Source organism: Enterobacter sp. A103 (genome assembly GCF_034427535.1).
Taxonomy (GTDB): domain Bacteria; phylum Pseudomonadota; class Gammaproteobacteria; order Enterobacterales; family Enterobacteriaceae; genus Enterobacter; species Enterobacter asburiae_B.
Window position 1 is genome coordinate 360,832 of sequence record NZ_JAXQPQ010000001.1, and the last position, 24,170, is coordinate 385,001.

Annotated in this window: 23 protein-coding genes; 10 read left to right on the forward strand and 13 right to left on the reverse strand. The window is 57.4% G+C overall.

Features of this window, described 5'->3' with window-relative positions; genetic code table 11:
- Window positions 1-2 precede the first annotated feature (2 nt).
- Both SPH27_RS01735 and SPH27_RS01740 read left to right on the forward strand, forming a co-directional pair.
- Window positions 3-1,121: an S-(hydroxymethyl)glutathione dehydrogenase/class III alcohol dehydrogenase gene (locus SPH27_RS01735; RefSeq protein WP_033146534.1), complete on the forward strand. Its 1,119-nt coding sequence runs from the start codon at window positions 3-5 to the stop codon at window positions 1,119-1,121.
- Window positions 1,122-1,281: 160 nt separating this feature from the next.
- Window positions 1,282-2,973, forward strand: a complete 1,692-nt coding sequence (locus tag SPH27_RS01740) for a methyl-accepting chemotaxis protein (protein ID WP_182072731.1) — start codon at window positions 1,282-1,284, stop codon at window positions 2,971-2,973.
- 48 nt (window positions 2,974-3,021) lie between these two features.
- Here the strand turns inward: SPH27_RS01740 and SPH27_RS01745 are convergent, their stop codons facing one another.
- The 4 genes from SPH27_RS01745 to SPH27_RS01760 form a co-directional block, all read right to left on the reverse strand.
- The gene (locus tag SPH27_RS01745) at window positions 3,022-5,403 is read right to left on the reverse strand and encodes a glucose/quinate/shikimate family membrane-bound PQQ-dependent dehydrogenase (RefSeq protein WP_182072733.1); all 2,382 of its coding nucleotides are present in this window, start codon (window positions 5,401-5,403) and stop codon (window positions 3,022-3,024) included.
- 636 nt (window positions 5,404-6,039) lie between these two features.
- Window positions 6,040-6,963, reverse strand: coding sequence for a LysR substrate-binding domain-containing protein (locus tag SPH27_RS01750; RefSeq protein WP_033145495.1), 924 nt, complete (start codon window positions 6,961-6,963; stop codon window positions 6,040-6,042).
- A gap of 181 nt (window positions 6,964-7,144) precedes the next feature.
- Window positions 7,145-8,029 (reverse strand): SDR family oxidoreductase, encoded by an 885-nt coding sequence (locus SPH27_RS01755; RefSeq protein ID WP_023311668.1) that lies wholly within the window; start codon window positions 8,027-8,029, stop codon window positions 7,145-7,147.
- Window positions 8,030-8,093: 64 nt separating this feature from the next.
- Window positions 8,094-8,483 carry a YdeI family stress tolerance OB fold protein gene (locus tag SPH27_RS01760; protein WP_039262530.1) on the reverse strand — a complete coding sequence of 130 codons (390 nt, stop codon included), beginning with the start codon at window positions 8,481-8,483 and terminating at the stop codon, window positions 8,094-8,096.
- A gap of 138 nt (window positions 8,484-8,621) precedes the next feature.
- On the opposite strand from SPH27_RS01760, the gene SPH27_RS01765 reads away from it, so the two are divergent.
- Genes SPH27_RS01765 through SPH27_RS01780 form a run of 4 tightly spaced genes read left to right on the forward strand, consistent with a single transcriptional unit; the run spans window position 8,622 to window position 11,115 of the window.
- Complete coding sequence (locus SPH27_RS01765) at window positions 8,622-9,125, forward strand: hypothetical protein (RefSeq protein ID WP_167819215.1); 504 nt, start codon at window positions 8,622-8,624, stop codon at window positions 9,123-9,125.
- Between the two features lie 9 nt (window positions 9,126-9,134).
- Window positions 9,135-9,581, forward strand: a complete 447-nt coding sequence (locus SPH27_RS01770; protein WP_023311671.1) for a DUF421 domain-containing protein — start codon at window positions 9,135-9,137, stop codon at window positions 9,579-9,581.
- 11 nt (window positions 9,582-9,592) lie between these two features.
- Complete coding sequence (locus SPH27_RS01775) at window positions 9,593-10,111, forward strand: 2-oxo-tetronate isomerase (protein ID WP_032657136.1); 519 nt, start codon at window positions 9,593-9,595, stop codon at window positions 10,109-10,111.
- A 17-nt stretch (window positions 10,112-10,128) separates the two neighbouring features.
- Window positions 10,129-11,115, forward strand: a complete 987-nt coding sequence (locus SPH27_RS01780) for an SDR family oxidoreductase (RefSeq protein WP_182072367.1) — start codon at window positions 10,129-10,131, stop codon at window positions 11,113-11,115.
- On the opposite strand, the gene SPH27_RS01785 is transcribed toward SPH27_RS01780, so the two are convergent.
- From SPH27_RS01785 to SPH27_RS01820, 8 genes are all read right to left on the reverse strand, one after another.
- Window positions 11,116-12,741: an alpha-amylase family protein gene (locus SPH27_RS01785; RefSeq protein WP_182072365.1), complete on the reverse strand. Its 1,626-nt coding sequence runs from the start codon at window positions 12,739-12,741 to the stop codon at window positions 11,116-11,118.
- An 8-nt stretch (window positions 12,742-12,749) separates the two neighbouring features.
- Window positions 12,750-13,760 carry a cytochrome d ubiquinol oxidase subunit II gene (gene cydB / locus SPH27_RS01790; protein ID WP_182072363.1) on the reverse strand — a complete coding sequence of 337 codons (1,011 nt, stop codon included), beginning with the start codon at window positions 13,758-13,760 and terminating at the stop codon, window positions 12,750-12,752.
- Window positions 13,760-15,163: a cytochrome ubiquinol oxidase subunit I gene (locus SPH27_RS01795; RefSeq protein WP_182072361.1), complete on the reverse strand. Its 1,404-nt coding sequence runs from the start codon at window positions 15,161-15,163 to the stop codon at window positions 13,760-13,762. Before SPH27_RS01795 ends, cydB begins: the two co-directional genes overlap by 1 nt.
- Before the next feature lie 69 nt (window positions 15,164-15,232).
- Window positions 15,233-16,105 carry a manganese catalase family protein gene (locus tag SPH27_RS01800; protein WP_008502274.1) on the reverse strand — a complete coding sequence of 291 codons (873 nt, stop codon included), beginning with the start codon at window positions 16,103-16,105 and terminating at the stop codon, window positions 15,233-15,235.
- Window positions 16,106-16,120: 15 nt separating this feature from the next.
- The gene (locus SPH27_RS01805) at window positions 16,121-16,627 is read right to left on the reverse strand and encodes a ferritin-like domain-containing protein (RefSeq protein WP_014831871.1); all 507 of its coding nucleotides are present in this window, start codon (window positions 16,625-16,627) and stop codon (window positions 16,121-16,123) included.
- A 25-nt stretch (window positions 16,628-16,652) separates the two neighbouring features.
- Window positions 16,653-16,856: a hypothetical protein gene (locus tag SPH27_RS01810; RefSeq protein WP_008502273.1), complete on the reverse strand. Its 204-nt coding sequence runs from the start codon at window positions 16,854-16,856 to the stop codon at window positions 16,653-16,655.
- Between the two features lie 23 nt (window positions 16,857-16,879).
- A complete protein-coding gene (locus SPH27_RS01815) occupies window positions 16,880-17,374 on the reverse strand; it encodes a ferritin-like domain-containing protein (RefSeq protein WP_182072359.1) in 495 nt (164 codons plus the stop codon).
- Between the two features lie 94 nt (window positions 17,375-17,468).
- Window positions 17,469-17,654, reverse strand: a complete 186-nt coding sequence (locus SPH27_RS01820; RefSeq protein ID WP_004150795.1) for a general stress protein — start codon at window positions 17,652-17,654, stop codon at window positions 17,469-17,471.
- 528 nt (window positions 17,655-18,182) lie between these two features.
- Here SPH27_RS01820 and SPH27_RS01825 point away from each other — a divergent pair.
- Both SPH27_RS01825 and SPH27_RS01830 read left to right on the forward strand, forming a co-directional pair.
- Window positions 18,183-19,526: a VOC family protein gene (locus tag SPH27_RS01825; protein ID WP_033145503.1), complete on the forward strand. Its 1,344-nt coding sequence runs from the start codon at window positions 18,183-18,185 to the stop codon at window positions 19,524-19,526.
- Window positions 19,527-19,569: 43 nt separating this feature from the next.
- Window positions 19,570-21,075 carry a carboxylesterase/lipase family protein gene (locus SPH27_RS01830; RefSeq protein ID WP_182072357.1) on the forward strand — a complete coding sequence of 502 codons (1,506 nt, stop codon included), beginning with the start codon at window positions 19,570-19,572 and terminating at the stop codon, window positions 21,073-21,075.
- Here SPH27_RS01830 and SPH27_RS01835 read toward each other — a convergent pair.
- Window positions 21,062-21,904 (reverse strand): LysR family transcriptional regulator, encoded by an 843-nt coding sequence (locus SPH27_RS01835; protein ID WP_039262517.1) that lies wholly within the window; start codon window positions 21,902-21,904, stop codon window positions 21,062-21,064. The genes SPH27_RS01830 and SPH27_RS01835 overlap by 14 nt on opposite strands.
- 115 nt (window positions 21,905-22,019) lie before the next feature.
- On the opposite strand from SPH27_RS01835, the gene SPH27_RS01840 reads away from it, so the two are divergent.
- Window positions 22,020-23,189 carry a pyridoxal phosphate-dependent aminotransferase gene (locus tag SPH27_RS01840; protein ID WP_047651261.1) on the forward strand — a complete coding sequence of 390 codons (1,170 nt, stop codon included), beginning with the start codon at window positions 22,020-22,022 and terminating at the stop codon, window positions 23,187-23,189.
- 10 nt (window positions 23,190-23,199) lie between these two features.
- Window positions 23,200-23,973, forward strand: coding sequence for a transporter substrate-binding domain-containing protein (locus SPH27_RS01845; RefSeq protein WP_025756391.1), 774 nt, complete (start codon window positions 23,200-23,202; stop codon window positions 23,971-23,973).
- Window positions 23,974-24,170: the final 197 nt, after the last annotated feature.

Sequence of the window (24,170 nt, forward strand, 5' to 3'; positions counted from 1 at the left end):
TGATGAAATCTCGCGCTGCAGTTGCATTTGGTCCCGGCCAGCCGCTGAAAATCGTTGAAATCGACGTGGCACCGCCGAAGAAAGGCGAAGTGCTGATCAAAATCACCCATACCGGCGTGTGCCATACCGATGCGTTTACGCTCTCCGGTGACGATCCGGAAGGCGTCTTCCCGGCGGTGCTGGGTCATGAAGGCGGCGGGATTGTGGTGGAAGTGGGCGAGGGCGTGACCAGCCTGAAGCCTGGCGATCACGTTATCCCGCTGTACACCGCGGAGTGCGGCGAGTGTAAGTTCTGTAAATCCGGTAAAACCAACCTCTGCCAGGCGGTTCGCGCCACTCAGGGGAAAGGGCTGATGCCGGACGGTACCACCCGTTTCTCCTATAACGGCGAGCCTGTTTACCACTACATGGGCACCAGCACCTTCAGCGAGTACACCGTTTGCGCGGAAATTTCCCTGGCGAAGGTGAACCCGCAGGCGCCGCTGGATAAAGTCTGCCTGCTGGGCTGCGGCGTGACCACCGGTATTGGCGCGGTGCATAACACGGCAAAAGTCAAAGAGGGCGACACCGTGGCGGTGTTCGGTCTCGGCGGCATTGGTCTGGCGGTGATTCAGGGCGCGGTGCAGGCGAAGGCCGGGCGTATCATCGCGGTCGACACCAACCCGGAGAAATTCAGGCTGGCGGGTGAAATGGGCGCGACCGATTTCGTGAACCCGAAAGATCACGAAAAACCGATTCAGGACGTCATCGTTGAGATGACCGACGGCGGCGTTGACTTCAGCTTCGAATGTATCGGCAACGTGAACGTGATGCGTTCCGCACTCGAATGCTGCCACAAAGGCTGGGGCGAGAGCATCATCATTGGCGTGGCCGGCGCGGGCCAGGAGATTAAAACCCGTCCGTTCCAGCTGGTCACCGGTCGCGTATGGCGCGGTTCCGCGTTTGGCGGCGTGAAGGGCCGTACCCAGCTTCCGGGTATGGTTGAAGATGCTATGGTCGGCAAGATTCAGCTCGACCCGTTCATTACCCACCGTTTGCCGCTGGAGCAGATCAACGACGCGTTCGATCTGATGCACGAAGGAAAATCCATCCGTACCGTCATTCATTTCGGCGACAAGTAACTCTTCTGCCAGCGGTTTTTCACCGCTGGCGTTTCTTTAATAATCTTCTCTAAAGTGTGACCAGTGCGGCGTTTTTAGCCGTAATCTAAATCCCCACCGTGCCGATGACTATTTAACACGCATGTTTTTACGCATCTTACCTATAAGAGAGTCGACGGTCATGGACAACACTACTTCGATGCAGGCGCAGCGCAAGCTGAGCTTCTTGCATCACATCAGGCTGGTTCCGCTGTTTTCCTCCATTCTCGGTGGCATTATTCTTCTGTTCGCCTTGAGCTCGGGTCTGGCGGGGTATTTCCTGCTGCAGGCCGATAACGATCAGCAGGATGTCACATCCGAAATTCAGGTGCGTATGGGGCTGTCGAACAGCTCAAACCATCTGCGTACCGCGCGTATTAATCTGATCCACGCCGGTGCGGCAAGCCGCATCGCGGAGATGGATGCGATGAAGCAGAACATCAGCGAGGCGGAAACGCGCATTAAGCAGTCCCAGGAGAGCTTTACCGCCTATATGAATCGTGCCGTGCGTACCGCTGAGGGTGCAGCGCTGGATGAGGATCTCAAGGCGCGGTACGACGCCTATATCGCGGGCATGCAGCCTATGGTGAAATTCGCCAAAAACGGCATGTTCGAAGCGATTATCAACCACGAAAACGAAACGGCGCGTCCGCTGGATGACGCATACAACGCCGTGCTGCTGAAGGCGATTAAGATCCGTACCGAGCGTGCCAATGCGCTGACGGCCCAGGCGCACAGCCGCACGCAGCTGGGCCTGATGTTTATGGTGGGCGCGTTTGCGCTGGCGCTGGTGCTGACGGCGATGACCTTTGTCGTGCTGCGCCGCACGGTAATCAATCCTTTGCAGCGTGCAGCGAAACGTATCGAGAATATCGCCAAAGGCGACCTGACGATGCCGGACGACGTGGCCGGGCGCAGCGAAATTGGCCGCCTGACGCGCGATCTGCAAACCATGCAGCACTCGCTTGAAAACACCGTAGGCACCGTACGTCAGGGGGCGGAGGAGATCTACCGCGGCACGAGCGAGATTTCTGCCGGTAACACCGATCTCTCTTCGCGTACCGAACAGCAGGCTGCGGCCATTGAGCAAACCGCCGCAAGCATGGAACAGCTTACCGCGACGGTGAAACAGAACGCCGATAACGCCCATCATGCCAGCAAGCTTGCGGAAGATGCCTCCGGGAAAGCCAGCCGCGGCGGCCAGATGGTCTCCGGCGTGGTCAAAACCATGGGCAATATCTCCACCAGTTCGAAAAAAATCTCCGAGATCACCGCCGTCATCAACAGCATTGCGTTCCAGACCAATATCCTGGCGCTTAACGCGGCGGTAGAAGCGGCGCGGGCGGGCGAGCAGGGGCGCGGTTTTGCCGTGGTGGCAAGCGAAGTCCGAACCCTTGCAAGCCGCAGTGCGAATGCCGCAAAAGAGATCGAAAGCCTGATTAACGAATCGGTCTCGCTGATCGACCAGGGCTCCGGTGAGGTTGTGGCTGCCGGTAACACCATGAATGAAATCGTCGAAGCGGTTAAACGCGTGACCGACATCATGCTGGAGATTGCCGCCGCGTCCGATGAGCAGAGCCGCGGTATCGTGCAGGTGAGCCAGGCGATTTCTGAGATGGATAAAGTGACCCAGCAGAACGCCTCGCTGGTGGAAGAAGCCTCTGCGGCCGCCGCGTCTCTGGAAGAACAGGGCGCGCGTCTGACCGAGGCGGTTGGGGCGTTTCGTCTGAGCATTACAAAGCCAGGCCGCGCGGTGATGTCTGCGCCAGTATCGAAGAACGCGCCGTTGCGTCCGGCGGCGACGGTTTCCGGGGATAACTGGGAGACGTTCTGAGTCGCCACCGGGCAAAAAAAAGGGACCTTTCGGTCCCTTTTTCACATCTTATTGCTTATCGGGTAACGCGTACGCGATAACGTAATCCCCGCGATCCGGCGACTGTCGGGCGCCCCCGGCATTGATGATGATGTACTGCTTACCGGTTTTCGGCGATACGTAGGTCATCGGGCCGGACTGGCTGCCGACCGGCAGACGGTCTTTCCAGATCTCTTTCCCGGTGGCGGTATCAAACGCGCGCAGGTAGAAATCCTGCGTGCCGGCGAAGAACAGCAGGCCGGACTGGGTAGAGAGTGATGCGCCCAGCGTCGGCATGCCGATTGGGATTGGCATGTGCATACGAATGCCCAGCGGCCCGGTATCTTCCACCGTGCCAACAGGCACCTGCCACACCAGCTTGCCGGTTTTCAGGTCAACGGCCGACATGGTGCCAAACGGCGGCTTCTGGCACGGAATGCCCAGCGGCGACAGGAAGCGTTCGCGCATCGCGCCGAACGGTGTGCCGTCCATCGGTACGATGCCCATCTCGATGCCGCTGGCGTTTTTCGCCACGTTAGCGCGCGGCACCATGTAGTTTGCCAGGCCCAGGCGCATATCGTTGACGAACATCAGGCTGTTGTTCGGGTCAACGGAGACGCTACCCCAGTTCATCCCGCCGAGTGAGCCAGGGAACTGCAGGGAACGGTCGAGACCCGGCGGGGTGAAGACGCCCTGATGACGCATCTCTTTAAACTGAATGCGGCACAGCAGCAGGTCAACAGGCGTCGCCCCCCACATGTCGGATTCGGTCAGCGTCTGGTTGCCAATCATCGGCATGCCCACGGAATACGGCTGGGTCGGCGAGTAGCGTTCACCTTCAACGTTACCCGCCGGGACAGGACGTTCTTCTACCTTCGCCACCGGCTTGCCGGTTTCGCGGTTAAGCATGAAGATCATGCCCTGCTTGCTGGTCTGCACCAGCACGGGCGTGGTACCGCCCTTACCGTCGGGCAGGTCGTACAGCAGCGGCTGGGAAGGCAGGTCAAAGTCCCACAGGTCGTGGTGGGTTGTCTGGAAATGCCAGCGCACCTGACCGGTGGTCGCGTCGACGGCGACGATGGAGGAACTGTACTTATCGTCCAGCGCGGTACGTTCGCCCGCCCAGAAGTCCGGGGTGGCGTTGCCGGTTGGCAGGTAGATCAGGTTCAGCTTAGCGTCGTAAGACATTGCTGACCAGACGTTCGGCGTGCCGCGGGTGTAGGTCTGGCCTTCCGGCGGCAGGCCGGTCAGTTTTGGATTACCCGGATCCCACGCCCACGCCAGTTTACCGGTGTGAACGTCGTAGGCGCGCACCACGCCCGGCGGTTCGCCGGTGGAGTAGTTATCCGCGACGCGACCGCCGACGACAACAACATTGCCTGCGACCAGCGGCGTGGAGGTCTGCTGATAATACCCGGGCTTGATCTCGCCCATGCCGACGCTCAGATCCACGGTGCCATGGTCACCGAAGTCTTCGCAGACCTTGCCGGTATCCGCGTTGATGGCAATCAGGCGGGCGTCGGTGGTCGGCAGGAACAGGCGGCGAGGGCATGCCGCAGGCGGTGTCTCTGCCTGTGACGTTGTCACGCTGGAATGGTCTTCAAAATAGCCCAGACCGCGGCAGCGCTGCCAGTTAGGCGCCGTGGCTTTGGAATCGTAGCGCCATTTTTCTTTGCCGGAATCCACGTCCAGCGCCAGCACTTTACTGTACGGGGTACAGACGTACAGCGTGTCGCCAATCTGCAATGGCGTGTTCTGATCTTCCGCGCCGGAGCCGTTGCTCTGCGGAATATCGCCGGTGTGCGCAACCCACGCGACTTTCAGATCGCGGACGTTTTGCTTGTTAATCTGATCCAGCGCGGCAAAACGGTCGCCGTGGGTGGTATTGCCCCAGTGCGCCCAGTTCTTTTGCTGCTCGCCGGGGGCGACGGGTTTCACCGGAACGGGCTCGTTCGCTGCCACGAGGGTCTGCGGCTTAAACATCCAGCCCAGGCTGACCAGCATCGCCACCGCGAGCACGGCCGCGACGCCAAAAGCGGGCGCCTTGTTCGCAACGCTGTGGTTTGCCGCGCGCAGGAAAGGCCAGACGATGGCGCAGAGGAAGGCCAGTACGGCAAAGGTAAACAGGCGAGAGAAGAGCGGCCAGAAATCCCAGCCCGCATCGCCTACCGCCCAGAACAGCGAGGCAATAAAGGCGATGGCGTAAAGCACGATCCCGCTGCTGCGATTGAGGAAAATCAGGATCGCGGCAATCACCATCACCACGCCCATGATCAGGAAGTATCCGCTTCCGCCTACGGTGACGAGCTTAAAGCCCAGCCCGCCGACTGCCAGACCGATGAGCAACATCAGTCCGGCAAGGAGCCACTGCAGGATACGCGGTATCCCACGTGGCGCGCTGCCAAATGCCATTTCTGTCTCCTTAAGATCCCCCCGTCGTGCTGGGTGTGTACCAGTTGGGTAATAAATGCGGAGGGAAGAATGATTAATACGGGTGAATTCGGAGTTGTAAAATTATTTACGAACCATTTGGTGAATTCGTCGTTATGATAAAACTGTTAAATTGTTTTACGCAATTGTTAATGAATGATTTCGCATTAATTGATTAGGGCGCAGACGGCCCCTCTCCCTTGAGGGAGAGGGCTGGGGTGAGGGGGAACATACGGCTGTGGTGGTCATTCCGTTCACTTTATGTTTCTTGCTACTCTGTAACGACATGGCCTGTGAACGTGCCAGGGCGGCTCAATCGCCACCGCCCTGGCAACCCGGGCTCCCGGCGGTAAATCGCCGCTTCGCGGTGCCCTCAGCTTATTCCTTCAGGCTATCGGGTCTGGCATGAGCCTGCATCCCTGCAGGCCACGCCCTCTCGGCGCATCCCTGCGCCTCGCCCCGGCCTTGCGGAAACGCTTCGGCGATTTACAGCCGGACCAGAGCGTCGCTGTAAGTTCTTCATTTTCCTGAGGCAATATTTATCGCTTCGGGTGGAAAAATGGCTGGTGAACCCTCGCCCCGTTGGGGAGAGGGTTAGGATGAGGAGGGCGAAAGTTGTCAGACCGGCATTGATTTACGAATAGCGCTCAGCAGCGTCTGCGCGCCCGTTGAAAGCGGCGTGTCTACGCGGGTCAAAATGCCGATAGGTTCACCGGGGCCGGGGGAGGTAATCGGCAGGGCGATCAGCGTTCCCTGACGTAAATCATCTTTCACCGCACCGGAGGGGACGAACCAGACGTAGTCATAATCCAGCGTAAGCTGCCGTGAAAGCGAGGCCGATAGCGTTTCGATACACCCTGAGGGCAGCGTACACCCCTGCATTTGCAGCAAGGTTTCGGCGGTCTGGCGGGGAACGGTCCCTTTTGGGCAGACCACTACCGGCCACTCCATCACGCGGCTTAACGTTACCGTGTCCTGCAGCAGGGGGTGATCGGGACGAACCACCAGCTTCAGAGACTCCAGGAACAGCAGTTCATAGTTGAGGCCGCCCATCAGCTCAGGGTCGGACATGCGACCGATTCCGAGATCCAGTTCGCCGGATTTCAGCCCCGCGAGCAGCATGGTGTTATTCATGGTGGCGACCTGAATCGTGGTATGCCGCTGCTGCTTGTGGAACTGGCCGATAACGGGCGGAAGAATGCCCAGCGCCGCAGTAGGCAGAGCGCCCACGCGTACCACCTCACTGGATTGCTCTTCTTTTCGGTGCAGGGACTGGCCAGCGGTATTGAGCGCATCCAGCACTTTAACGGCGTGCGTGAGGAACTGTTCGCCCACGATGGTAAGCTGCGCCCCCAGCCGGCCGCGGTCAAAAAGACGGGCACCGGTCAGCTGTTCCAGCTCGTTGAGGGTTTTTGAGAGCGCAGGCTGGCTCAGGTTGAGAGTTTCAGCCGCACGCCCCAGCGTTCCCTGTTGAGCGACGGCCACAAATGTATGCAAATGGCGCAAGCGTATGCGCTGACTGAACAGACCATTTTTTTCCATAGGCGATGTTAAAAACAGAGCGATGCGGGTGACAAGTTAAGTTGTTTAATTTTGATAACCTGATAGCAAAATATTTTTAACATTTGATCTGTTTGAGTTACAACATGTTTTTTGGCGGGGGAATAAAAGCGAACATCCTTGTTCGTTTATTGCTCACTGCGGAGGGGTATCGTCTACCGGTTTAGATCACGCCGTCGCCGCCATCGGAGCACCACACCTGGCCGGACGTAAATGAACATTCATCCGAGGCCAGCGTGACGTACAGCGGGGCAATCTCGACGGGCTGGCCCGGACGTCCCAGCGGGGTGTCGCCACCGAACTCCTTCACTTTTTCCATTGGCTGCCCGCCGCTGGACTGCAGAACCGTCCAGTAAGGGCCAGGAGCAACCGCGTTGACGCGAATGCCTTTCGGACCCAGCTGCTTGGCTAAGGATTTGGTAAACACCGCCAGACAGGCTTTCGTCTGGGCATAGTCCAGCAGCACGGGGCTGGGCTTCACCGCCTGAACGGAGGAGGTATTAATGATAACGGACGACGCTTTCAGGTGGCGCAGCGCCGCCTTGGTGATCCAGAACGGAGCGTAAACGTTGGTTTTAAACGTTGCGTCAAAATCTTCCGTGGTCAGTTCCTCAAGCGATTCACGGAACTGCTGACGGCCGGCGTTGTTGACCAGAATGTCCAGCCCGCCCAGTTTCGACACGGCTTCTTCGACCAGATTCTGACAGAACGTTTCGTCCCGGACGTCTCCCGGCAGCGCGATGGCCTTGCGGCCTTCGGCTTCAATCAGGTCGATGACCTCAGCGGCGTCTTTTTCCTCTTCAGGCAGGTAGTTAATGGCAACGTCAGCGCCTTCACGCGCATAGGCGATAGCGACCGCGCGACCAATACCGGAGTCACCGCCGGTAATCAGCGCTTTTTTGCCGGCCAGGCGGCCATGTCCTTTGTAGCTTGTTTCCCCGTGGTCGGGTACAGGCTGCATTTCGGATGCCAGTCCCGGCGGCGTCTGAGGCTGTTCCGGGAACGGGGGCTGCGGGTAAGCGTTCGTACGTTGTTTAGTATCACTCATAGCTGACTCCTTAAGCCAAGGGGTGAGATTTGATGGATAACTGCAGCGTTAACGCTTCGCTGAATTATTTCTGCAAACGATCAACACGTACGACGGCAGGAGATGATTTTTTATCAAGCGAACCGTTGATACTGATCATCTGGTCGGGTTTTACCGTTCTGCCGTCGAAGACTGCCTGGGGAATAATAACGTCGATTTTTCCGGTTTTATCCTGAAATACAAACTTATCGCCGCTACCGTCAATAAGATTACCGCGTAAGGAAATTGTCGCACCATCGTGCAATTCCTTTGCCTGCCTGATGGTCATAATACGCGCGTCGTCGGTTCCGCGATATCCGCTATCAAGCGCGTGGGGAGGCGGTGGCGCTTCGCCTTTTTGTAAACCCCCGTTATTATCTGCCCATGCGGCCGGAACCAGAAATATCAATAAAGCGGAAATAAGTGATAATTTCATCCGATATCCTTCATTTTGCGTGTCTTGACTTATTAAGTATTGTTGCTATTCCTTTATGTGGCAAATGTGATAAGTCCTAAAAACATTCGCGTTAGAAATCAAAATTATCGGATAATAAGCGAAACGGTGACGATGACCATGAAGCGTGAAAATGAAAAGTTACCCGGGATAGATGAGAGTTATCGTTTGCTGACGTTTGAATACGCGTTTCGTCAGGTGGGTTTTATTGTTCTGCTGGGTATTATCGTCGCGGCGATTGCCGGTCTGTTTTCCAGCGGAATGGTCAGCGACACGGTCAAAACGAATTCCTCTAAATCATTGACCATAGACTATGAACGCTTTGGACGACGGGAGACAGAGACGCGGATGGCGCTCGCGTTTCCGGTGCAGAGCGAGGGGAAGTATGTCCTCAGCATGACCAGCGAGAGCAGCGATGCGTATGAGCCCGGCAGCGTCTGGCCGCAGCCGGACGCTATGTTCAGCCGCGGGAAGACTCTCTATTTTGTCTATAACAACCTGAAAAAAACAGACAGCTTCTCCGTGTTACTCTTCACGACACCTTCCAGAGCCGGTAAATGGAAAACCGTCATCCGCGTCAACAGCGAGCCGGAAATTAACATCTGGCAATTTATTTATCCGTAGGAGGCTGATATGGATATGGTCTTTCGCGCGCTGGCTATTTATCTGTTTCTGGTGGTGGTATTTAAAGTGGCCGGGCGTCGCGCGCTGCTGCAGATGACCAGCTTCGATCTCATTCTGCTCCTGATAATTAGTGAAGCCACGCAGCAGGCGCTTCTCGGACAGGATTTTTCCGTCACCGGCGCGATGATTACCATTACCACGCTGGTGGTAGTAGATATTATATTCGGGTTGATGAAGAAATATTTCTCGCCGGTGGAGAATATTCTGGATGGCACGCCTGTTATTCTGGTGGAGAACGGCGTGCCGTTAGCCGATAAACTGAAAAAAGTTGACGTGTCCTGTGATGATATTCTGGTGTCAGCGCGCCAAAATAATGGCATTACGGAAATAAGCGACATTAAATATGCCATACTTGAGCGCAATGGGCATATTTCAATCATTCCTTTCGAGAAATAAGAGGCGGCAAGATGAGCAATCTTTTTCACGACAGCAATAATACCGTGGGTGAACTGACGAAAAAGCTGGCGAGCAAATTAACCGATCTCGGGCTTCGCTTAACCACCGCGGAGTCCTGCACGGGCGGAAAACTCTCGGTGGCGCTTTGCGCAGAGGAAAACACCGCCGAATTTTATGATGTTGGGCTGGTCGTGTTCAGCGATGAAGCTAAAGCGCGGATCCTCGGCGTGCGTCCCGAGACGCTTGAGCGGTTTACGGCCGTGAGCGAGCAGACGGTAACCGAAATGGCCGCCAGTATCCGCGACATTGCCCAGGCCGATATCAGCATCGCCATCAGCGGCTACGCGGGTCCGGAAGGGGGCGACGACGGTACGGCGGCGGGGACGGTCTGCTTCGCGTGGAACATACGCGGCGAGACGAAGACCCGCACCGTGCTTTTCTCCGGTGACTGTCAGGATGTGGTCGAAAAAGCGGTGCATTACTCGCTGGCTGAACTGGTGACAACCTTGTCGGACGGGAATAACGGATAAACTCACGTGGAGGTTCTATGGCTGTCATAGTGATTACCGGCGGGACGGCGGGCGTGGGAAAAGCCACGGCGCTGCACTTTGCAAAGGCGGGTTACGACGTGGGGCTCATCGCCCGCGATGAGGCCAGCCTGCACTCTACCCAGGAGGAGCTACGGCGCTTTGGCGTTAATGCCCACGCCGTGCAGGCGGACGTCGCCGACAGCCAGGCGGTGGTGGATGCCGCTAACGAAATTGAGTATCGCCTCGGCGCGATTGATGTCTGGGTGAACAACGCGATGGGGGCCATTCTGGCGCCGTTTCGTACCCTCACGCCGGACGAGTTTCGGCGCGTGACTGAGGTGACGTACCTCGGCTACGTGAACTGCACTCGCGCCGCGCTCGAACTTATGGTTCCGCGCGACAGGGGGGTGATTATCCAGGTAGGTTCCGCGCTGGCCTACCGTTCCATTCCGCTGCAGTCAGCCTACTGCGGGGCAAAAGCGGCGATCCGTGGGTTCACCGATGCGGTGCGTACCGAGCTGATGCATGAGAACAGCCGGGTTCAGCTTTCGATGGTCCAGATGCCGGGGCTCAATACCCCGCAGTTCGAATGGGCGAGGAATAAGTTCGCCTGGGCGATGCGCCCGGTGCCGCCTGTCTTTGAGCCTGAGGTGGCCGCCAGCGCCATCTTCAGGGTGGCGCAAAAACCGGTTCGCGAGCTGTGGGTAGGCAGCAGCACCATCCAGTCCATCGTCGGGCAATTTTTCTTCCCCGGTTTTCTCGACCGGCTGATGGTGAAAAAGGCGTGGGAAGGCCAGATGACCGACGATCTCAACGCGCCGGATCGTCGGGACTACCTCGACCAGCCGGTTAACGATCTGCATAAAATCCATGGCCGCTTTACTGACGAGGCGAAAACCCGCGCGCCGTCCGTCACCTCCGGCATGCCGGGGAAAGTGGCCCTGGGCGCCCTCGCGGTGGCGGGGATAGTGCTGACGCGTCTGATAACCCGCCGGAAACCGTAGTCAGCGCAGCGCGCTACGGTGCGTCCAGAACCAGCGATAGCCGTAGCCGCCAAGGCTGAGCTGAACGGTTTTACCGCAAATCAGCGCGTCATCGTAGCGCTTGTCCTCGAGACAGGCGGTCCAGGTGGCGTTGCGGATCCCTTTGGCGGTGAACTGTACCGGCTGGTCGCTGAAGTTAACGAAGGTCAGGATGCTGCGCTCGTCGGTCTCGTAATAAAGCCCCAGCACCGCGTCATCATCGATTGCGACCAGGCGAAAGGGCGCAACGGTTATTTCAGGGAACTCCGAGCGGGTAGTGGCAATATCGATGATCCGGTGCAGGAGCGAGTTGTGGTGAAGCAGCGAATCGGCGACGTTGACTTTCTGATAGCGGTAAGGGCCATGGTCGATAATCGGCGCGATAAATTTTTCCGGGTCGGCTGCAGAGAAACCACCTCCTTGCGATCCTGCCCACTGCATCGGGGTGCGGACGGCGTAGCGCTCCTCCAGATCCAGGTCATCACCCATGCCTATCTCGTCGCCGTAGCGCATCACCGGGACACCCGGCAGGGAAAACAGCACCGCGTGGCAGAACGCCAGCCGCTTCCGATCGCCGTTGAGCATCGGGGCCAGGCGGCGGCGGATCCCGCGCTGATAGACGTTCATCTCCTCATCAGGGGCGAAGGTATCGAGGACAAACTGTTTGTCTTTCTGACTGATGCCTTCCAGATCCAGCTCGTCGTGGTTGCGCAGCCAGTTGGCAAAACAGCAGGAGTCAGGCGGGACGATCATCTTCTTCACCGCATTGCGCAGCGGGCGGGCACTTTTGCGGGCCAGGCTGACGTAGAAATACTTGTTGAGCCAGAAATTGAGCACCAGATTCAGACGGTCGTTATTGCCGAAGTAGTCTTTATAGGCCTCAACGTCTACGTCAACTTCGCCCAGCAGGATCGCGTCCGGATTGCGCTCTTCGATAAGACGCCGCATATGTTCGAGGATCCACAGGCCCTTTTTTTCATCACCGTTTCCCGCCTGGGTGGTGAGATGGGATGCGGCGTCGAGGCGAAATCCCGACACGCCAAGCTTGAGCCAGAAGAGGATGATGTTTTCAATCTCTTTAAGCACCGCGGGCGAGGTGAGGTTCAGATCCGGCTCGTGGCGATAGAACATGTGCCGGTAGTATTGTCCCGCCTCGTCGTCCCAGGTCCAGATGCTCTTTTCCACGCCGGGAAACATGGGGGGCGTATCGTCCTCGTCGTTATCCGACCAGAGGTAGTAATCACGATAGGGTGACGCCGGGTTGCGGCGGGCCTGCTGGAACCAGGGATGCGCGTCCGACGTGTGCTGGATCAGCAGCTCGATAATGACCTGCATGCCCAGCTCGCGGGCCTGCTCGATAAAGGCGATGATATCGGCCAGCTTTCCGAAGCGGGGATCCACCTGGAGGTGGTCGCTGACGTCGTAGCCTTCATCGAGAAAGGGCGTGAGGTAAAACGGGGTGATCCAGATGACCGTCGCCCCCATGCGGCGTATATAGCGCAGCTTGGCCGCGATCCCGGCGATGTCCCCGCAGCCATCGCCGTTCAAATCATAAAATAGCGCGGTATCAATCTGATAAATAATGGCTCGTGTATGCCAGTCGGTCATAGCGTTCCTCAGTGATAGCCTTCAGTATCCGACACTTTGCCCCGGAAAACGTAGTAGCTCCAGGCGGTGTACACCAGGATCACCGGAATAATCAGCAACGTGCCTACCAGCATAAACAGCTGGCTGGCAGGCGGGGCCGCGGCTTCCCACAGGGTGATGCGCGGCGGAATAATGTTCGGCCAGAGGCTGATGCCGAGCCCGCTAAACCCGAGGAAAATAAGCCCCAGCGTCAGCAGGAAGGGGCGGGAGTGGCTGGCCGGGTTGCGGGTCAGGCGCCAGATCAGCACGCTGAAAAGCCCGACCAGCAGCGGAACCGGCAGGAACCAGAAGAAGTTGGGCAGGGTAAACCAGCGGTCGGCCACGTACTGCCAGCCGAGCGGCGTCCAGATGCTCACTACCGCAATCACCACGACCAGCGCCAGCAGCACGTGGCGGGTCAGCTCGCGCATGCGGGCCTGCAGCGCGCCTTCACTTTTCATGATGAGCCAGGTAGTGCCCAGCAGCGTGTAGGCCACAACCAGCCCGATACCGCAGAAGAGGTTAAAGGGGGTGAGCCAGTCAAGCGCGGAGCCGACGAAACGCCGCCCCTCAACGTCGAAGCCGTTAATCACGGCGCCCACCACCACGCCCTGGCTGAAGGTGGCGAGCAGAGAGCCGCCGGCAAAGGAGTAATCCCAGAATTTGCGGTGCGACGGCGTGGCTTTGAAGCGGAACTCAAAGGCGACGCCGCGGAAGATGAGGCCGATCAGCATCGCGGTGAGAGGAATGGTGAGCGCATCAATAATCACCGCATAGGCCAGCGGAAACGCGCCGAAAAGGCCCGCGCCGCCGAGCACCAGCCAGGTCTCGTTGCCGTCCCAGACCGGCGCCACGCTGTTGACCATCACATCGCGCTCCTTCGCATCGCCCACGAAGTTAAACAGCAGGCCGATGCCCAAATCAAAGCCATCCATGATGATGTACATCAGCGTGGCAAAGACGATGATGGCAAACCAGATAACTGAGATATCGACGCCCATCAGTTTCTCTCCTGTTCAGGAACAGACTCAGCGGCAGACAGCGGACGGGCGGGAGTGCCCGAGGTGTTTGACGTCAGCGTATCGACAGGCTGCGGTCCTTTCTTAATCAGCCGGATGAGGTAAACATAGCCCACCCCAAACACCGACGAGTAGACGACGAAGAACGCCAGCAGGCTGATGCTCATCTGCAGGGTGCTGTGCAGCGATACCGCGTCGATGGTGCGCAGATAGCCGTAGACCACCCACGGCTGACGGCCCACCTCGGTGGTGACCCAGCCGGCGAGCAGCGCCAGCAGCCCGGCAGGCCCCATGCAGAGGGCAAACCAGTGGAACGGGCGAGAGTGGAAAAGTCGATGACGATAGCGCAGCCAGACGCTAATCAGCCCGAGGGTAATCATCAGCAGCCCCATCCCGACCATGACGCGGAACGACCAGAAGACGATGGTCGAATTAGGGCGATCTTCTTTCGGAAAATCCTTCAGCGCCGGGACCTGCTTATCCAGGCTGTGCGTCAGGATAAGGCTGCCGAGCGCGGGGATCTCCAGACCGTATTTGGTGCGCTCCTCGTCCATATCCGGCAGGCCAAACAGCAGCAGCGGGGTGGCCTCGCCCGGCGGGTTTTCCCAGTGCCCCTCAATGGCGGCAATTTTAGCCGGCTGATGCTCAAGCGTGTTCAGGCCGTGCATATCGCCCACGACCGCCTGGATAGGGGCGACCAGCAGCGCCATCCACATCGCCATGGAAAACATGGTGCGGACGGCGGGGGTATCGTTACCGCGCAGCAGGTGCCATGCGCCCGACGCGCCGACAAACAGCGCGCTGCTCAGAAACGCGGCGATAGCCATATGAATAAGGCGGTAAGGGAAGGAGGGATTAAAGACGATCGCCAGCCAGTCCTGCGGGATAACCTGTCCGTTCTCGATAGTGAAGCCCTGCGGCGTATGCATCCAGCTGTTGGACGCGAGGATCCAGAAGGTCGACATCAGCGTGCCGAGCGCCACCATGCAGGTTGAAAAGAAGTGCAGGCCCGGGCCGACCTTATTCCAGCCGAACATCATGACGCCAAGGAAACCGGCTTCAAGGAAGAAGGCGGTTAAGACTTCATACGTCAGAAGGGGGCCGGTAATACTGCCCGCGAACTGTGAGAACCCGCTCCAGTTGGTGCCAAACTGGTACGCCATGACCAGCCCGGAAACAACACCCATCCCGAAGTTAACGGCAAATATCTTGAGCCAGAAATGGTACAACGATCGCCAGACGTCGTTTTTGGTGCGCAGCCACATGCCCTCCAGCACCACCAGATAGCTGGCGAGGCCGATGGTGATCGCAGGAAAAAGGATATGAAACGAGACGGTAAAAGCGAACTGAATTCTGGCCAGATGGAACGCGTCGAGTTCGAACATGGTCCGTACCTCTGAAACGATGGGGCACGAGAATTGCCGGGCAGTTTATGGCTGCCCGGCAAAACCGGATTACGGTTTAGTCTTACCGGCACCCAGCTCGGCACCGGTCAGCGGGTCAGAATGTGGATCGGACTTCGTGCGGGCAGACATCGCCTTGACCAGGGTTGCCTGTTCGGTCGTGAGCGTGACGCTTGCGCTGCCATCGCCGCCGTCAACCGCAGGCTGGGGGGACTCAACGTAATCGAAATGTTTATCGCTGTTCCAGCTTCCGCGAACCTCTCCACCTTCAGACATATTGTAGTACTTGTTGGTGAATTCCTCGATTGGCGGCAATTTTCCCGGTGGGAAATTATTACGGATGGACTGCAGCGCCTTCTCAAAGGAGAGCTGGTGCGCCGCCTCGCGCGTCATCAGAAACGCCAGGGCATCCTTTACGCCGGGATCGTCGGTCACGTTGATCAGCCGTTCATAGATGATTTTCGCTCTGGCCTCTGCTGCCACGTTTGAGCGCAGGTCCGCCGTCGGCTCGCCGATGGTGTCGACGTAGGCCGCCGTCCAGGGCACGCCCGCCGAGTTAGTGAGCGGGGTGCCGCCACCGTAGAGCAGGGATGTGATGTGGCTGTCATTGCCGTTTTCGGTCATGGAGCGATACAGCTCGGCCTCGTTTTCCACCCCTTCAGCCAGCGCGCCTTTGGCGCCTTTATTCAGCATGCCGACCAGGGTACCGATGATTTCGAGGTGGCTTAGCTCCTCGGTGGCGATATCCATCAGCATATCTTTACGGCCCGGATCGTCATCGCTCAATCCTTGCGTAAAGTACCGGCAGGCGGCAGCCAGTTCGCCCTGAGGCCCACCGAACTGTTCCAGTAAAAGGTTGGCGAGGCCTGGGTTCGGTTCGGCAACGCGAACCGTGTATTGCAGCTGTTTGACGTGTCGGAACATGGCGATTCTCCCTGATTATTTTTTTGCTTCGACGCCCGATGCGTCTGAACGCAGCAGGAACTGTTCCGTGGTCTGCGGAATATGGCGAATCAGCCAGTCGGCCATTTCGCGTTCTTCGGCCAGAATCGTCTCGATGGCAGGTACCGAGGCCGTGTCGCCTGCTTTCTTAGCCGCCGCGAGCAGGGAGGTATAACAGGCTATTTCAAACTGTTCGAAAACATAGCCGCTGATCGAGCCCTTAACGATCTCATCCGACGGGAACATGCCGCCGATGGACTGGCCGAGCGCCGCCATTTTGCTCATCGAATCTTTTAAAACCGAACGAGAAATATCATTACGGTCGAGGATTTCTTCCAGCAATGTAATTTGCCGTTTTGTCTCATTAATATGCTGCTCAATTCTGGCGCGAACATCAGGATAATTATCGATACGGCTAGCCATGGATTCCAGCATAGATTCGGCTTGCTTTTCCATCGCATGGGCATCGCGTAGCCAGTCATGGTAGTGTTCTACGTGATTCATCATTGTATCCTCATTAGGGGTTCGCTTATTTGGTCTCACTTTCAGCAGCCTGATCGGCACGCGCGGCACTGTAGCCAGATAAATGTCCGACAATATTTGCGTAAATGCTGATGATAATGACCCATAGCACGCTGTTCTTCCACCATATTACGGAAGGGATGGCGAGAATGAACCATATTATGGCTGCCGCTAAATGGCACCGTTTAATTGTCCTGGGACTGATGCTCATTTTATTTAACCTGTATTATTGCGTCATTTCTGCGCTTTTTTGTTAATATTTCCTACGGCCAGGTCGGTGAGTTTAAGGTCGGTCTCTTTTTCTTCTTCCAGCGTTTCGGCAAGAAGCTTAACGGCTTTTTTATAGCCCAGTTGTTCTGCTAATGTTGCAAGGGTACCGTAGCTGGCAATTTCGTAATGCTCGACTTTTTGCGCGGCGGCAATAAGGGCAGCATCACGTACTTCATTTTTTTCCGTGCTTTCGATGACTTCGTTGGCTTCTTCAATTAAGCCTTCCATCGCCACGCACTTCATGCGCTTAAGCTTGATACCGTCTTCCTGCTCGACAATCTGGTCGATACGTTCGATCTGACCCTGCGTCTCTTCCAGGTGTGCGGTAAAAGCGGCGCTCAGCTTCTCGCTGGAGGCGGCGCGGGCAAGCTTGCTTAACGCTCGGGTAAGCTGCTTTTCTGCGCTGTAGGTATCCGACAGAAGATGAATAAAGACATCCTCGACGCTTTTCATATTCATAATAATTACGCTCCGGTAAAATAAAGAAAGGGTACTGCGAGCTTTTCAGCCCGCAGCATGCTCTCTGGTTTTATTAAAAGAGTATTAAATAAGATCAGGAGTTATCAGATTTACGGCCTCCGCCGTGACTGTTCTGTCCTCCTTTCTTACCCGCTTCAGAAGCGCGTTGCGGATCGTTTTTAAAGTTCCCACCGCTATGCTGGCCACCTTTACGTCCAGCTTCTGATGCTTTTTCACGGTCTTCAGCGAAATTACCGGAACCACCACGATGCTCTGCCATATTAAACCTCATAGTCATATATTGGTTATGTCAGTACGATACGAAAATATTCCGTATCACTCGTCGTTCGAGTAATAACTCTAGTCGCTGTGCGTCATCCGTCAAATGCGTTTTGCTATTTGCGGTTGCGTTATTTTTAAATATTTGTAAATTTGCGCTTCGCTTAAAAGGGAAATATGGATAGACAGGAAGGACTTGTAAACAACCATTCAGATTAATCCTAACTTCGGGCTAAAAATTTGAAAGGTGAGGATAAAAATAATGGTGTACTCGAATTGGTTAATTTGCATTCAGGAGAGGGCCAAAAAATACTCCTTTATAGATAGAAAGCGGAACCCTAAATAATTATAAGGAAAATCCTGGATAAAAGCGTTCAGGTTGAAAGGGCGGTTCCGCTCGGACCTGTTAAGGGGCCCGTAGCACACGGTTTGACCACTGTCGTCTTAAGATCACAATTCAGAAATTCTTCCCCCCGGAAGGAACGGGTTTCTCTACACTCCAGGTAATATTCACTGGAGGCATGACATCATGGCGAACACCATCACGGCTGATGACATTCGGGAACACTTTTCGCAGGCTATGTCGGCGATGTACCAGCAGGAAGTTCCGCAGTACGGCACCTTGCTTGAACTGGTTGCGGACGTAAACCTGGCGGTTCTGGAAAATAATCCACTATTACATGAACAACTGGCTAACGCCGATGAGCTTGCGCGCCTGAACGTGGAGCGTCACGGGGCGATCCGCGTCGGCACGGCACAGGAACTTTCAACCCTGCGCCGTATGTTTGCCATTATGGGCATGTACCCGGTCAGCTATTACGATCTCTCTCAGGCGGGGGTGCCCGTCCACTCAACGGCGTTTCGTCCGATAGAGGATGCGGCGCTGTGCCGGAATCCGTTTCGTATCTTTACCTCGCTGCTGCGTCTTGAGCTGATTGAAAACGTCGCGCTGCGCGAGCGGGCCGCGGAGATCCTGTCTCACCGCAACATCTTCACCCCGCGCTGCCTGGAACTGATCGACCTCCACGAGTCGGAAGGGCAGTTTACTGACGCACAGGCGCACGAATTTGTGCAGGAAGCGTTAGAAACCTTCCGCTGGCACCGCCATGCGACGGTCGATCAGGAAACCTATCTGGCGCTGCACAACGAGCACCGTCTGATTGCCGACGTGGTCTGCTTCCCGGGCTGCCACATTAACCACCTCACGCCGCGCACGCTGGACATTGACCGGGTGCAGGAGCTGATGCCGAAGTACGGTATCGAGCCAAAAATTCTGATCGAAGGGCCGCCGCGTCGCGAGGTGCCCGTCTTATTGCGTCAAACCAGCTTCAAGGCGCTGGAAGAGCCGGTGCTGTTTGCCGGTGAACATAAAGGCACCCACACCGCGCGCTTCGGTGAGATTGAACAGCGCGGCGTGGCGCTTACCCCGAAAGGCCGTGAACTGTACGATAGCCTCCTCGCCCAGGCCGGTACCGGTAAAGATAACCTGACCCATCAGCTGCATCTGCGGGAGATCTTTAGCGCCTTCCCGGACAGCGAAATGCTCATGCGCCGTCAGGAGCTGGCCTATTTCCGCTACCGCCTGACGCCAGCCGGGGAAGCCCATCGGCATGCGTTTCGTCCCGGAGACGATCCGCAGCCGCTGATCGAGCGCGGATGGGTTGTTGCCCAGCCGATCACCTACGAAGATTTCCTCCCGGTCAGCGCCGCGGGGATTTTCCAGTCCAATCTCGGGAACGAAACCCAGGCCCGCAGCCACGGTAACGCCAGCCGCGATGCGTTTGAAGACGCGCTGGGATGCCCGGTGTATGACGAGTTTACGCTCTACCAGGAGGCTGAAACGCGCAGTAAACAGCGTTGCGGTTTGCTCTGAAATCGTTACTCTGCTGGGGTGTGATGGAAAAATTAAGGTCGTTATGCAAAATCCTTCCGCCCCTGTGGTTGAAACGCGCCAGGGCGCACTGTCTGGTTTAACCGATGAAAACGTCCACGTCTGGTGCGGTATTCCCTACGCCGCGCCGCCCGTGGGGGAGTGGCGCTGGCGCTCGCCCCGGCCGCCTGAACGCTGGGATGGGCTGCGCGAGGCCACGGCATTCTCGCCCTCAAGCTGGCAAAGCAGCGAGTATTGTCAGGAGCTCGGCGGCGGCGATCCGGGCCAGTTTTCCGAAGATTGCCTCTACCTTAACGTCTGGTCTCCCGCAGAGCGGGCCGAGCCGCTTCCGGTTATGGTCTGGCTGCACGGAGGCGGGTTTACGATTGGTGCCGGAGGCCTGCCGCCGTATAACGGCAAAGCGCTGGCCACGCGCGGCGTGGTTGTGGTCACGATCAACTACCGTCTCGGCCATCTTGGCTTTTTCGCCCATCCCGCGCTGGAAGGCGAGGAAGGGCGCGTGGTGCATAATTTTGCCCTGCTGGATCAGATCGCCGCGCTCGAATGGGTGCTGGATAACATCGCCGGGTTTGGCGGCGATCCCGCTAATGTGACCCTGTTTGGCGAATCCGCTGGCGCGCGGAGCGTGCTCTCGCTGCTGGCCTCTCCGCTGGCAGCAGGATTGTTCCACAAGGCGATTGTGCAAAGCGGATACACCTTACCGGACACGCCGCGCGAGCTGGCGCTGCAAAAAGGGGAAGCGCTGGCCGCCCATTTCGGGCTGGAAAATGCGACCGCCGGGCAGCTGCGCGCCATTCCGCCCGAGGCGTTCTGGCCGCTCACCGCGCCGCTGAACGTCGCTCCGGCGCCTATCGCAGGAGACTGTGTTCTGCCGGAAGCCATGCTTGACGTCTTTTTCGCCGCGCGTCAGCATCCGGTGCCGGTGATGATTGGCTCCAACAGCGATGAAGCCAGCGTGATGGCGGTGTTTGGCATCGATCTCGCCGGACAAATCCAGAAGCTTCGCCGGGAGCGCCGCTTCGGGCTGGGGCTGATTAAGCTGCTCTACCCGGGCGTGAAGGGCGATGAAGAACTGGGCAGGCAGGTGTGTCGCGACATGGCGTTTACCACGATGGGCTACGTGGTGATGCAGGCCCAGCAGCGCGTCGGTGGGTTGTGCTGGCGTTACTGGTTTGACTATGTCGCAGAGGCGGAACATGCCACGTACATCAACGGTGCCTGGCACGGCAACGAAGTCCCCTACGTCTTCGATACGCTCGGTCAGGTGGAGCCTTCACGACAGTACGTCAATGAGCGAGATCTGCAGTTTGCTGCCCAGGTGGCGGATTACTGGGCGAGCTTTGCGCGTGACGCGGGCCGTCGCGACATCCTGCCCGGGCCGACGCACTGGCCCGCGAGCCGTAAAGGGCGGGACGTTCTGTTACGCATTGGCGTGAATAAACATGCAGCTTTCAGGCTTGAAAACCGCTTTATGCGCGCCCGCATGAGCCTCTTCAAACGGGTGATGAAGCACCACGTCAGCCTCGATTAAGCAAACAGGCGCGAAACGCCGCCAGTCCATTTTCCTCGCCTGGCGTTTCGCGCAGCACCAGCCGGTAGCTTGCGCCGGTTTTTATGCTTGTCTCATAGGGCCGTACCAGCCTTCCCGCGTGAATATCTTCTGCCACCAGCGTTTCGTCGGCGATGGCGACGCCGAGCCCCTGAATGGCGGCCGTAATGGCGAGATCCATCGTATCGAAGTGTTGATTTTTATGCATGGCAAAGCCCGGACCTTCCTGTTTCGTCAGCCACAGCGACCAGTCTGTCTTATCCCTTGTCGGGTGCAGAAACGTCAGCGAACCCAGCGCAGCACCCGCCCGCACCGGGCTTATCACCGGGGTGAGCGCCTCTTCGAACAGCAAATCGCCTGCGCTCATGTGCGTGCCGAACACAATGGCCGCGTCGTAAGACTCAGTTTTGAAATTGACGTTGTGATCGGTGGTGGTGGTCAGCGCGATCTGCAGATCCGGATGCTCGCGCTCCACCTCCAGCAGGCGTGGTACAAGCCAGCGCATGGCGCAGGTGGGGGCCTTCAGCCGGATCACGGTGTGCTGGCTGCGGGCCTGGTCGGCCACGGACAGCAGCTGCTCGAAAGCGGACTGTAGCTCTGGAAGCAGGGCGCTGCCCTGCGGTGAGAGGCGCAGCCCGCGCGCGTGGCGTTCAAAAAGCGGAAAGCCAAACCACGCCTCAAGGGAGGCAATCTTACGGCTCACGGCCCCCTGCGTCAGACACAGTTCCGCCGCGGCATGGGTAAGATTGAGGTGACGCGCGGTGACTAAAAATGCGTCGATGGCATTAAGGGGGAGCGAACGGCGTGACATAGAAAACACCTCAGCTATGCATTTTTCTCAAGGCTATTATGACAACAATTCGATTGTCCCGACAGTACAGATGTTGTTTGAATAGTTATGCAATGTCCATGAGAAGGGAAAGAGGATGACTTTACGAACGCCTGTGCAAACGCGATCCAAACTGCCGGATGTGGGAACCACCATTTTTACCGTTATCGGCCAGCTCTCGGCGCAGCATAACGCGATTAACCTTTCTCAGGGCGCACCGAATTTTTCCTGCGACCCGAAGCTGATTGCGGGCGTCACCCGCGCAATGGAGGCGGGGCATAACCAGTACGCGTCGATGACCGGTCTGCAGCCGCTCAGAGAACGTATTGCCGATAAAATTGCCACGCTCTACGGCACGCAGTACGACCCTGCCAGCGAGGTGCTGGTGACCGCCAGCGCCAGCGAAGGGCTCTATTCGGCGATTAGCGGGCTGGTGCACCCGGGCGATGAGGTGATCTACTTTGAGCCGTCCTTTGACAGCTACGCGCCGATTGTTCGTCTGCAGGGGGCAACCCCGATCGCCATCAAGCTCACCGTGCCGGATTTTGCCGTCAACTGGGATGAGGTTCGCGCCGCGATCACGCCGCGCACGCGCATGATCATCATCAATACGCCGCACAACCCGAGTGGCCAGGTCTTCTCGGCCAGTGACCTGCAGCAGCTGGCGGCGCTGACGCGCAATACCGACATCATTATTTTGTCTGACGAAGTGTACGAACACGTCGTTTTTGACGGCGAGCCGCACCACGGGATGGCAACGCACCCGCAGCTGGCGGAGCGCAGCGTGATTATTTCCTCTTTCGGAAAAACCTATCACGTCACCGGGTGGCGCGTGGGTTACTGTGTTGCACCGGCGGTACTGATGGACGAGATTTGTAAAGTCCATCAATTTTTAATGTTTTCTGCCGATACGCCAATGCAGCACGCGTTTGCTGAGCATATGGTCGACCCGCAAACCTGGCTGTCGCTGTCGGCGTTTTACCAGCGCAAGCGCGATCTGCTGCACAGCCTGCTGGCCGATTCGCCGTTTACCCTGCTGCCGAGCGCCGGATCGTTCTTCATGCTGGCGGACTACAGCCAGTTCAGCGACGAGCGCGACAGCGAGCTGGTGAAACGGCTGATCGTTGAGTACGGCGTTGCCACCATTCCGCTGTCGGCGTTTTATGCGGACGGTACGGATAATAAATTGATTCGTCTCTCTTTTGCGAAAGATGAGGCGACGTTACGGGCAGGTGCCCAGGCCCTGTGTCGGGTTAAACCACGCTGAGGAGTATGAGATGAAATTACGCGCGTTAGTTGTCGGCATGGGATTGCTGTGTACTTTTTCTTCCTTCGCGGCTACCGAGCTGCGTTACGGGCTGGAAGCGGAATATCCGCCGTTTGAGAGCCGCAATGCGGCGGGCGAACTGGAAGGGTTTGACGTTGAACTGGGGAATGCCATCTGCAAAGCGGCTGCGCTGAAGTGCAGCTGGGTTGAAACCTCCTTTGATGCGCTGATCCCGGGCCTGGTGGCGAAGAAATTTGACGCCATCAACTCGGCGATGAACATCACCGAGCAGCGCCGCAAGAGCATTGATTTTACCCAGCCGATCTACCGTATTCCGTCGCAGCTGGTCGGCAAGGCAGGTACGGCGGTTGAGGCAACCCCAGAAGGGCTGAAGGGGAAAACCATCGGCGTGCTGCAGGGATCTATCCAGGAAACCTATGCCAAAGAGCACTGGGAAAAGCAGGGTGTCACCGTGGTGTCTTATAAAGATCAGAATATGGCCTGGGGCGATCTGCTGAATGGCCGTATCGACGCCTCGCTGGTCATGTCCGCGGCCGGGCAGGCAGGTTTCCTCAGCAAGCCGCAGGGGAAAGGGTTTGGCTTCATCGGCAAACCGGTGTCTGACGACACTATCCTCGGCAGTGGGATCGGTTTTGGGTTGCGTAAGGGCGACGAGGCCACCAAAAAGCAGCTTGATGCCGCGATTGATAAAGTACGCGCCGACGGCACGATCGCTAAACTCGCTGATAAGTACTTCCCGGGTATCGATGTCAGCGTAAAATAACCGCCTCATTAGCCCCGGCGAACGATGTCGCGCCGGGGCATTTTTAATACACTTCATCCTTCAAGCTGCCTCTGCGTTGGCTACGTCTGTTCACCCCAGTCACTTACTTAAGTAAGCTCCTGGGGATTCTCAGACTTGCCGCCTTGATCCAGCATGAATGATTTTGTGTATTTACTGTTTTTTACACCACTTTCGGG

Excerpts from the sequence above, each read along its gene's own strand:
- SPH27_RS01820 (WP_004150795.1), bottom strand. The coding sequence starts at position 17,654 with ATGGCAGAGCATCGTGGTGGTTCCGGTAATTTCGCTGAAGACCGTGAA.
- SPH27_RS01785 (WP_182072365.1), bottom strand. The coding sequence starts at position 12,741 with ATGACCGACTGGCATACACGAGCCATTATTTATCAGATTGATACCGCG.
- SPH27_RS01740 (WP_182072731.1), top strand. The coding sequence starts at position 1,282 with ATGGACAACACTACTTCGATGCAGGCGCAGCGCAAGCTGAGCTTCTTG.
- SPH27_RS01810 (WP_008502273.1), bottom strand. The coding sequence starts at position 16,856 with ATGAGCATCAGTCCCAGGACAATTAAACGGTGCCATTTAGCGGCAGCC.
- SPH27_RS01825 (WP_033145503.1), top strand. The coding sequence starts at position 18,183 with ATGGCGAACACCATCACGGCTGATGACATTCGGGAACACTTTTCGCAG.
- SPH27_RS01815 (WP_182072359.1), bottom strand. The coding sequence starts at position 17,374 with ATGAATATGAAAAGCGTCGAGGATGTCTTTATTCATCTTCTGTCGGAT.
- SPH27_RS01830 (WP_182072357.1), top strand. The coding sequence starts at position 19,570 with ATGCAAAATCCTTCCGCCCCTGTGGTTGAAACGCGCCAGGGCGCACTG.
- SPH27_RS01835 (WP_039262517.1), bottom strand. The coding sequence starts at position 21,904 with ATGTCACGCCGTTCGCTCCCCCTTAATGCCATCGACGCATTTTTAGTC.
- SPH27_RS01750 (WP_033145495.1), bottom strand. The coding sequence starts at position 6,963 with ATGGAAAAAAATGGTCTGTTCAGTCAGCGCATACGCTTGCGCCATTTG.
- SPH27_RS01800 (WP_008502274.1), bottom strand. The coding sequence starts at position 16,105 with ATGTTCCGACACGTCAAACAGCTGCAATACACGGTTCGCGTTGCCGAA.
- SPH27_RS01780 (WP_182072367.1), top strand. The coding sequence starts at position 10,129 with ATGGCTGTCATAGTGATTACCGGCGGGACGGCGGGCGTGGGAAAAGCC.
- SPH27_RS01735 (WP_033146534.1), top strand. The coding sequence starts at position 3 with ATGAAATCTCGCGCTGCAGTTGCATTTGGTCCCGGCCAGCCGCTGAAA.
- SPH27_RS01765 (WP_167819215.1), top strand. The coding sequence starts at position 8,622 with ATGAAGCGTGAAAATGAAAAGTTACCCGGGATAGATGAGAGTTATCGT.
- SPH27_RS01795 (WP_182072361.1), bottom strand. The coding sequence starts at position 15,163 with ATGTTCGAACTCGACGCGTTCCATCTGGCCAGAATTCAGTTCGCTTTT.
- SPH27_RS01745 (WP_182072733.1), bottom strand. The coding sequence starts at position 5,403 with ATGGCATTTGGCAGCGCGCCACGTGGGATACCGCGTATCCTGCAGTGG.
- SPH27_RS01770 (WP_023311671.1), top strand. The coding sequence starts at position 9,135 with ATGGATATGGTCTTTCGCGCGCTGGCTATTTATCTGTTTCTGGTGGTG.
- SPH27_RS01845 (WP_025756391.1), top strand. The coding sequence starts at position 23,200 with ATGAAATTACGCGCGTTAGTTGTCGGCATGGGATTGCTGTGTACTTTT.
- SPH27_RS01760 (WP_039262530.1), bottom strand. The coding sequence starts at position 8,483 with ATGAAATTATCACTTATTTCCGCTTTATTGATATTTCTGGTTCCGGCC.
- SPH27_RS01805 (WP_014831871.1), bottom strand. The coding sequence starts at position 16,627 with ATGAATCACGTAGAACACTACCATGACTGGCTACGCGATGCCCATGCG.
- SPH27_RS01840 (WP_047651261.1), top strand. The coding sequence starts at position 22,020 with ATGACTTTACGAACGCCTGTGCAAACGCGATCCAAACTGCCGGATGTG.
- cydB (WP_182072363.1), bottom strand. The coding sequence starts at position 13,760 with ATGGGCGTCGATATCTCAGTTATCTGGTTTGCCATCATCGTCTTTGCC.
- SPH27_RS01755 (WP_023311668.1), bottom strand. The coding sequence starts at position 8,029 with ATGAGTGATACTAAACAACGTACGAACGCTTACCCGCAGCCCCCGTTC.
- SPH27_RS01775 (WP_032657136.1), top strand. The coding sequence starts at position 9,593 with ATGAGCAATCTTTTTCACGACAGCAATAATACCGTGGGTGAACTGACG.